At 42.2% G+C, this 8,612-nt stretch carries 7 protein-coding genes; all 7 read left to right on the top strand.

Annotated features, from left to right (window positions below):
- Window positions 1-423 precede the first annotated feature (423 nt).
- The 7 genes from B5F77_RS15050 to B5F77_RS15020 all read left to right on the top strand — a co-directional run bounded on the left by B5F77_RS15050 (window position 424) and on the right by B5F77_RS15020 (window position 8,490).
- The gene (locus B5F77_RS15050) at window positions 424-804 is read left to right on the top strand and encodes a DUF3244 domain-containing protein (protein ID WP_162608018.1); all 381 of its coding nucleotides are present in this window, start codon (window positions 424-426) and stop codon (window positions 802-804) included.
- A gap of 4 nt (window positions 805-808) precedes the next feature.
- Entirely contained in the window at window positions 809-1,564 is a 756-nt protein-coding gene (locus tag B5F77_RS15045) for a DNA-binding domain-containing protein (protein WP_087332242.1), read from the top strand.
- Window positions 1,565-1,884: 320 nt separating this feature from the next.
- A complete protein-coding gene (locus tag B5F77_RS15040) occupies window positions 1,885-3,825 on the top strand; it encodes a transglutaminase domain-containing protein (protein ID WP_087332240.1) in 1,941 nt (646 codons plus the stop codon).
- Window positions 3,826-3,829: 4 nt separating this feature from the next.
- Entirely contained in the window at window positions 3,830-5,146 is a 1,317-nt protein-coding gene (locus B5F77_RS15035) for a radical SAM protein (RefSeq protein ID WP_087332238.1), read from the top strand.
- Window positions 5,147-5,210: 64 nt separating this feature from the next.
- Window positions 5,211-5,399, top strand: a complete 189-nt coding sequence (locus B5F77_RS15030; protein ID WP_087332236.1) for a hypothetical protein — start codon at window positions 5,211-5,213, stop codon at window positions 5,397-5,399.
- 140 nt (window positions 5,400-5,539) lie between these two features.
- Window positions 5,540-7,741, top strand: coding sequence for a carboxypeptidase-like regulatory domain-containing protein (locus tag B5F77_RS15025; protein ID WP_239446391.1), 2,202 nt, complete (start codon window positions 5,540-5,542; stop codon window positions 7,739-7,741).
- Window positions 7,742-7,752: 11 nt separating this feature from the next.
- Complete coding sequence (locus B5F77_RS15020) at window positions 7,753-8,490, top strand: DUF4469 domain-containing protein (protein WP_087332234.1); 738 nt, start codon at window positions 7,753-7,755, stop codon at window positions 8,488-8,490.
- Window positions 8,491-8,612: the final 122 nt, after the last annotated feature.

Below are 8,612 nucleotides of genomic sequence, written 5' to 3'. Positions count from 1 at the left end.
GGGAGTACAATACCGGCAAGTATGTTCAAATAATCGTTTTCCATACTGCAAAATAAAGGTTTGTTCTTCAAACTAACAAATTTATCCCCATTAAATTTCTACTGAGCCCACTTTACCGCCCGGTTGCTCGACAGGCATTCATCTCTCACGCCCCAGGAGTTGCACGTTTGCTATTTGCGGAAAGTGGGAGTATCCCCGAAAAAGATAGCGGATTTATTGGTTTGCTCGCGCCAAAACATCACCATGATACGTACCCGCCTCTACGAAAAATTGTGTAAACAAAAGGGAACCGCGAAAGATTTTGATGCGTTTATCGCTGATTTTTAATAGGGATTTGTTGTTGTGTACTTTTTGTGTACAGAAAATGGCATGCTGAAAAATAGGAATGTCCTACATTTGCGACAGATTTTAAAAAGAACAAAAATGACACGAATATTGAAATTTTTGATGATGTGGGTTGCCGTAAGTGGTTTTACCCATATTTACGCGCAAGGCGGAACAATAGCTACTTGTTCTGCGGAGCAAGACAATTGGGAACCCACCGAACACCGTTCGGCGCAAGGTTTTACCATCACCCTTCAGGGCGACGTGTTGAATGCCTATTCGAATAAGGCATATGATAATGTAGCCATCCAGATTACGGATGCAGACGGCGTATCGTATTATACGAAGGAAACGCCCATGACGCCCGACACACCCGTAGTGATCCCGATTGAAGCTCTGCCCGCCGGGGAATACCAGATTTACTTCTATACGGGGTACGAGTTAATCACCATGCATTTTGTTAAATCTATAAATAATTGAAACTATGCCGTTAGATGTAAAACAAAAAGACCAGTTTGAATGGACGTCGGTATTGGTAGAAAATCACTTGACGGAGGATACGACAGACTACATCCTGTTGTTGCAGAAAAATAAAGAGTCGAAAAAATTGGCGGATATGGCTTCTGAGGTAGCCCGCGAACGTACGGAATACCGCGAAGAAACCTTGTCGAATGCCGCTTCGCTGATTGAGCAGAAAATCGTGGAAACGTTGCTGAACGGGGAATCGGTCATCACCGATTACTTTACGTTTGAGCCGAATATACAAGGTAGCTTCACTTCGGAAGGGGAACCGCTGGATGCCAATAAGGTTAAATATTCGATTAATGTGTCGGTACGTCCTGAATTGCGGAATATCTTGAATAACCAGGTAAAGTATAGAGTGGCAGGACTCCAAGAACAAGGCGGAGCTGCCATCACCGGTGTGGAAGACCAGATTACCGGCGCACGCGATGGAGCCACGGGGCGCGGCCATGTGTTGGCTATTTATGGCAGCAAGATTAAAGTGGTGGGCGCGACGGGCGCAGACAAAGAGGGTTTTGCCTACTTGAAGAGTGATTTGGATGTAGATACGGAGGTGCAGATTGCCCAAAACGACCCTTCGTGCGTAACCATCCTGATTCCAAACGATTTGACGGAAGGCAATTACCAGTTGCGGATTGAAACTTATTATAGTAATTCTAAGGTCGTATTAAAGAATCCGAGAACGATCGTTTATCCGAGAACAATTACAATTCAATAATTGTAACGTCTCTCGTTACAATGCGGTAATGACAGTCGTTACAGTACAGTAACGCCTATCGTTACCGCGGGGTAACGGCAGTCGTTATAGTGCGGTAACACGAGGGTGTATCAAAATACTATCAGAAAAGCTCCCCTGCTCTTAGGGGAGCTGGCTCGCGTAGCGAGACTGAGGGGTTAAATCTCTAATAATAAGCAGTAACCCCTCACCCCTGCGGGGAGTTCCCCTATCAAAGCAGGGGAGCTTTTCAGTTACTTCCTGATAATATTTCCTATTTTGATACACTCGCCTGTTAGACAAGTAAAAAGCAAGAAAAACACATGAAACACTATCTATACATATTATTTACTATCCTCTTGGCATCCTGCCAAATGAAGACGGCGGCACCGGGCATTGAGGAGGCGCTCTCGCGGGCGGGGGACAATCGCGGCGAACTGCTCCGCGTACTCCAGCACTACGAGGAGCGTGGCGACTCGCTGAAGCTCCGTGCAGCCGAGTTCCTGATTGGGAACATGGCGGATAAGGGGTACCTTACGGGGCGCGGCATCGATGAATATTACCACTTTATCGATTCCGTTTACCAAATTAAACAGCCAGAATACGATATACCTTATCTATACGGCACGTTCCGGCAGCAGGCGAAATACCTGAAAGAAAAGCCAATTCCCGCCTGGGACACGCAAACCCTTTCGGCCGATTACCTGATCCAGAATATTGACGAAGCATTTGCCGTCTGGAACCGCCCGTGGAACCAGCACCTCACGTTCGAAGAATTTTGCGAATGGGTATTGCCTTACCGCGTGGGGACGGAGATTCCCGAAACGTGGCGCACGCTCTACCGCGAACGTTTTGAGCCGTTATTGCTAAACGACAGTATCCAAACTGCCAAGCAGGCGTGCGAAGCGATTAACAACGAATTGATTAAACTGCCTATCCATATAGCCGAAGATGCCGTATTGCCTATTGATTTACGCGCCAGCACCTTGCTGAATATGAAATTCGGTTTGTGCAACGATTACGCCAACTTGGCGGTCTACGCCATGCGAGCAGCCGGGATTCCGGTGGGTATTGAGACGGTACCACATTGGGGCGACGAGAACAGAGGGCATATATTCAACGTGGTCTATGATAATGATGGAACCTATCATGACTTTTCCGGAGGCGAACATAACCCGGATGAGCATTTGGTTCATTTCCGCCCCAAGATTACGAAGATATACAAACGGACTTTTGGCAAACATCCTGCGTCGCTGGCCATGCAACATGGAAATGAGGATATACCTGATTTCTTCCAAGATGCCTATCGGATAGATGTAACGGATGATTATCCATTTATCCAAGCCCAAGATATTACAGTGGATTTACAGGCAGCTACAAAGCGCCAATTCGCCTACCTTTGTGTCTTTAACCCCAACGGATGGGTTCCGGTGGCATGGGGGAAGGTGAAAGGCGAGCAGGCTGAATTTAAAGCGATAGGACCTAAGATTATTTATCATGCAGCATTGTTTGCAGACGGGAAATTGCAATTAACGGGCTATCCCTTCTTGCTGGATACATTAGGGCAAATCACTTATTTCAAGCCGCAAGCAGAAGCGATGGAATATACATTGGAACGAAAATATCGGGATGCTTACTATTTGAATTATTTGCCTCCCATTATGGTAGGTGGTAAGTTCCAAGGAGCAAATCAACCTGATTTCAGCGATGCAGTCACGCTCTATGCCTTTACGGAAGAACCGAACTTTAAGTACACGACTGTGGAATCCGCTACGTCGAAACCCTTTAAATATGTACGCTATCAGGCTTCCCCGAATACGACAGGGAATATCGCCGAATTGGAGTTTTATGCAGAAGGTTCGGATACACCTTTAAAAGGAAAGGTAATAGGAGATTACAAACCCAGCCTTGCTTATCCGCGTTACGGAGCACAAGTGATGTTCGACGGCGACCCGCTCACCTTCTTCCATTCCAGCGATTCTGCTTCGTGGGGAGGATTGGAACTGGAGCAACCAACTGCGATTAACAAAATACGCTACATCATCCGCAACGACGACAACGGCATCCGCAAAGGACATGAATACGAACTGTTCTACATGAAAGATGGGGAATGGGTATCACTCGGCAAACAAACTGCCACAGAGGACGACCGTTTGTTTTACCAGAACATGCCCAAAGGAGCGTTGTATTGGCTGCGGGATTATACGAAAGGGAAAGAAGAAAGAATATTTATAATTGAAAATAACCAAGTAAAATGGTATTAGGAATATGGAAAAGCTAAGAGTATCATCTTATATGATTCCAGTAAAGCTGGAAAAGGAAGAAGGTAAGTATATGCTGATTCATGGATATACGGGGGCGATAGATATTGTCTCAGAAGAACTATTGAATGACATTCAATCAATAGGGGAGAAGAATAATTTGATTCAGCCTATGGTTGAACAATTATTGAAACGCGGATATTTAACAACGAAAACACAAGAAGAAGAATATAGTTACGTAGCACGAATTGCCCGTGCTTTACATAAACGGGATGAAATTCTTCATAAATCTTTTACTTGGATTGTCTCTTACAACTGTAACTTTAGATGCCCATATTGTTTTGAAAATCGGGATAAGAAAGATTCTGTCTATTCTTTTTCTTTTACCAAAGATATGGTAGATCGGACTTATCGCGTCATGGAAGAAATAGAACCCCGAAAGGAGTTGCTAAACCATTATATTACACTTTATGGAGGCGAACCTTTGCTGAAAGAGAATAAGGAAATAGTAAAGTATATTGTTTTCGAAGGTCAAAAGCGTGGTTATGTATTTCATGCCGTTACTAATGGATATGATTTAGATTATTACATAGACTTATTGGGGAAAAATTTAATTTGTCAACTTCAAATAACTATTGATGGAACAAAAGAATACCATAATCGAACGAGAAGACATTATCAAGATCCCAATTCATTTGATAAGATCATATTTAATATTCAAAAAATATTAGATGCAAATATAGATGTACAAATAAATATTCGAGTAAATACAGATAATTGCAATATAAGCGATTTCTCTAAATTGAAGGAATTCTTTACTAAAAAAGGCTTCTTTAGACATTCAAATTTCAGAATGTATTCAGCTATAATTGTAGATAGTAACATTATTCTGAATCAAGATAAAAAGGAATTAGGTATTTTATCAACAAAAGACTTTATTCAAAAGCAAAAGGAAAGAGGTAATATTGCATTTTGTAATGGATATAGTGCTATTTATAGAAAGATTTCCAATGCTATTCTTGACAAAAAAGCAATATCGCTAACATCTACATTTTGTGCAGCTCAGACAAGTGGATATTTATTTTCTCCTTTGGGTGAGATTTATCCTTGTTGGGATGTGGTAGGAAATAAAGATTACCAGATTGGACAAATACAATCGGATTACATCCATTGGGATAAACAGAGGTTAGAAGCGTGGAGGCATCATGATATAGTACATCGTCGTGTAAATATTGTAAATATGCATTGCTCTGTGGGGGAGGATGTATGGCTAAAAAGAATAACCACTGCGTTTATTTTCAGGAAATATTTAAAAAAGCAGTGATAGATGCATACAATAGTGTCTATCATTCAAATAAATAATTTATTAACAATAAAAAGTTATCACAATGAAAGAACAAGAATTAATCTCTTGTAATTCTGAGTTTTCAGAATTTGCTCTCCAACAGTTGGAGGAGCGTTTAGAAACTGATCCGTTAGCCGTTGGCGGACTCGTTGATTTATCTTATACGGATAATATTACTCCACGTTGTGGAATTAATCTTTGTCCGAATTTGGTAGAATGCGGCATTAACTAGTATTTAATTCACAATGAGATAAGGTCATTTAATTATGGTCTTATCTCTCATTCTAAATGATTCTTATGCGAAAACGTATTTTATTTTTATTATTTATTTGTTGTCATCTATATGTGAATGCTCAATTTACCTTAAAAGGCATGATTATAGATGAAAACAAAGAAGGTATTTCTTATTCTACAATACAATTGACATTAAAGGATTCAACTTTTGTCAAAGGAGAAGTAGCTGATAGCTTGGGTAACTTCTTATTAAAAGATATTCAGAATGGGGATTATTTGTTGCGTGTGAGTGCAATGGGATATGAAACGCATATAGAAGCAATGAATATCAATAGCGATAAGACATTATCGCCTCTTACTCTTAAAAAATCGGAGGTCGTATTGAATGATGTTGTAGTTACAGGTACTTCTTTTATCCGCCAAAAAGACCGGGTGCTTATTTTGCCAGACAAGCAGCAGGTGAAACACGCCTATTCCGGGTATGATTTGCTTTATAATCTAATGATACCGGGAATTGACGTGGATAAACGAAAAGGGACAGTCTCCAGCTTCAAAGGAACTGTTTCACTTTATATTGATGGAAAGAAAGCGGATTACCGCGAAGTGCAAAACTTACAACCGAAAGATATTGAGAAAGTGGAGTATTTCGACATGCCGACGGGGCAGTATATGGGCGAAACGGAAGTGATTAACTATATTACCAAGAAAAAAGAAACGGGTGGTTATGTGGCCGTGGATGGAACGCAGAATATCGGCTACCTGAAAGGAGATTACAATGCAGTCGTGAAAGTGAATCATAAAAATACAAGCTATTCTTTCTTTGGCGGATATTCCATGGAAAAGTATAGCGATAAGGCATCTAAGCAAGAAATTTTCCATTTCCAAGATGGAGATATAAACCGGAATACGAAAACACAAGACGCACAGACCAAAGATAACCAACAATATTTTCAAGCCATTATCAATAATAGTACAGACAAACGAACGCTGAACGGAAAAGTTAGTTTGGTACATACAGATGCACCGGACAATTATAGCATGAACCAAGTGCAATATGTTACAGACGCAAATGGCACTACATCGACCAACCGTACTGATACGAAGAGTTGGATGCCAAGCATAGAATTATATGGATATTTTAAATTGGATGCCAAGCAGGCATTGAGTGCTATGCTGAAAGGGAACTATACAAACAATGAATATGACCGTAGTTATATAGAAGATACTTATCGTTCTTTTACACATGCCGATGAAGATTTTTACACCATCGATTTTAATGGAAACTACAATCTCAATTTAAACCATAATAATTCAACAGGAATCCAACTGAGACATATCCATCAAATCAGTAATTCAGATTATACGGGCGACTATGTGGCACAAAACCATTTATGGACAGGAGAGACTTTACTGAAAGGGCAATACAACCAGCAGTTTGGTCAAAAATTCTCTATGAGTTTGCAAGCAGGCGCGGACTTCTTGCAATACAAAACCCGAGGAAGCGACTACAACTATTATATCACTCCATGGATTTACGTCATGGCAAACTACCGCATTACGGATAAACAATCACTTATGTTCATGTTCAACAAAGCCAATTCCAATCCAGTAAGCAGTTGGTTGAGCGCGGTAGACCAAAACATAGACTCGCTCCAGATCCAAAGAGGTAATCCTGACTTGGAAAAAGCGAACTATTATGTTGCCTTTATGACTTACAATCTTCAAGTAAGCAAATTCAACATCCAAGTAGCAGGTAGTTATTTTGGAGCAGCCCCGACCGTCTCTTATGATTACTATATCGAAGGGAGTAAATTGATAAATAGTTACCAATCAGATGCAAACTATCATAATGCGCAAGCCAACTTGTCCGTAACTTACCGGGTGAACGACAATTTACGCTTGAGGGCAAGCGGATATTATCAATATACAAAAATGACCGGAAAGTTCGCAGGAGACCAGAGCAATGTAGGTGGATCTATTGATGTGAATTATTTCTGGAAAGACTTTGCGTTTAATGTATATGGCAAATCGCCTTCAAAAAGCGTATCTATGTATCCTTCTTATACCAAAACGCCTGCATCTTATGGGGCATCTATCAGTTGGAGCCATAAGAACTGGAACATAGAAGCCGGGACAAACAATACGTTCAATAAGCATCTTGAAAATGTGGAGTATTTGAATACGAATGTATATCAATTCCATAACACCGTGCTAAATAAGAGCAATCAAGCCAATGGTTATGTAAAAGTAGCCTACACCTTCGATTTCGGTAAAAAGACATCCAGAGACCAGAAGAATATTGATACGAATATCAACAGTGCCATCTTAAAAGCAAGATAATATAAGAGATTATGCTAAAACGAAAGATTAACAAATACCTCTGGAAGGTAAAGCTGCGTAAGAACCAGCTGGCACAGGCTTATACCGCTTCCGTAGTGCAGAATCGCAAGAGCTACGGATGGGAAGACCTGGCCCGCATATTGGTGCAAGAGCGCATAGAGGTACGGGAGGAAATGTTGCTCTATATCGCCAAGCTGATGGAAGAGAAGCTGGTAGAAAGGCTCCTGGAGGGCGAGGCGGTGCAGACGGAATACTTCCGGTTCAAGCCCGTGGTGCGCGGGACGTTTGATGCGATGGGGGAGCCGGTGGAGAAAGACAAGCTCCAATACACCCTCTCCATCATCCCTACCCAGGAGCTGAGAACGCTGCTGGACAACGGCGTGGCATACGAGGTAGCCGCCGTGCAAGAACAGGGCGGCGCCTACATCAGCCGGGTGGAAGACCTCTATACCGGGGCGGCAGACGGGACGCTGGGATGCACGCACCTGGTCCGGCTCTACGGAAATAAGGTGAAATGCGTGGACGAGACCGGCGAGGGCAAAGGCCGCCTGGTCCTGACCGATGCACAGGGGCGGGAGACCGACATGACGCCAATCGGCGAGAACAACCCCTCCACCCTCACCTTCGTCGTGCCGGAAAACCTCGAACCGGGCAAGTATCGCCTGCGAATCGAAACCTACTTCACCAGCGGAAGCCTGCTGAAGAAAGTGCGGAGGATTGAATATGATAAAACGATTCGGATTGCATGAATTGAATAGGGCGCACAGAATTCTAAGACCTACGCAAGCAATCGGTATTAACTTTATCGTTAAATAATTCTAACGGACTGGGACAGACGTTTCAGTCCGTTCAATTTCTATAGTTTAGTAAA

The organism is Parabacteroides sp. An277, from assembly GCF_002159645.1.
Classification (GTDB): domain Bacteria; phylum Bacteroidota; class Bacteroidia; order Bacteroidales; family Tannerellaceae; genus Parabacteroides.
Note: the sequence above shows the minus strand (reverse complement) of the source record. Positions and strands in the feature narration are given on the sequence as shown.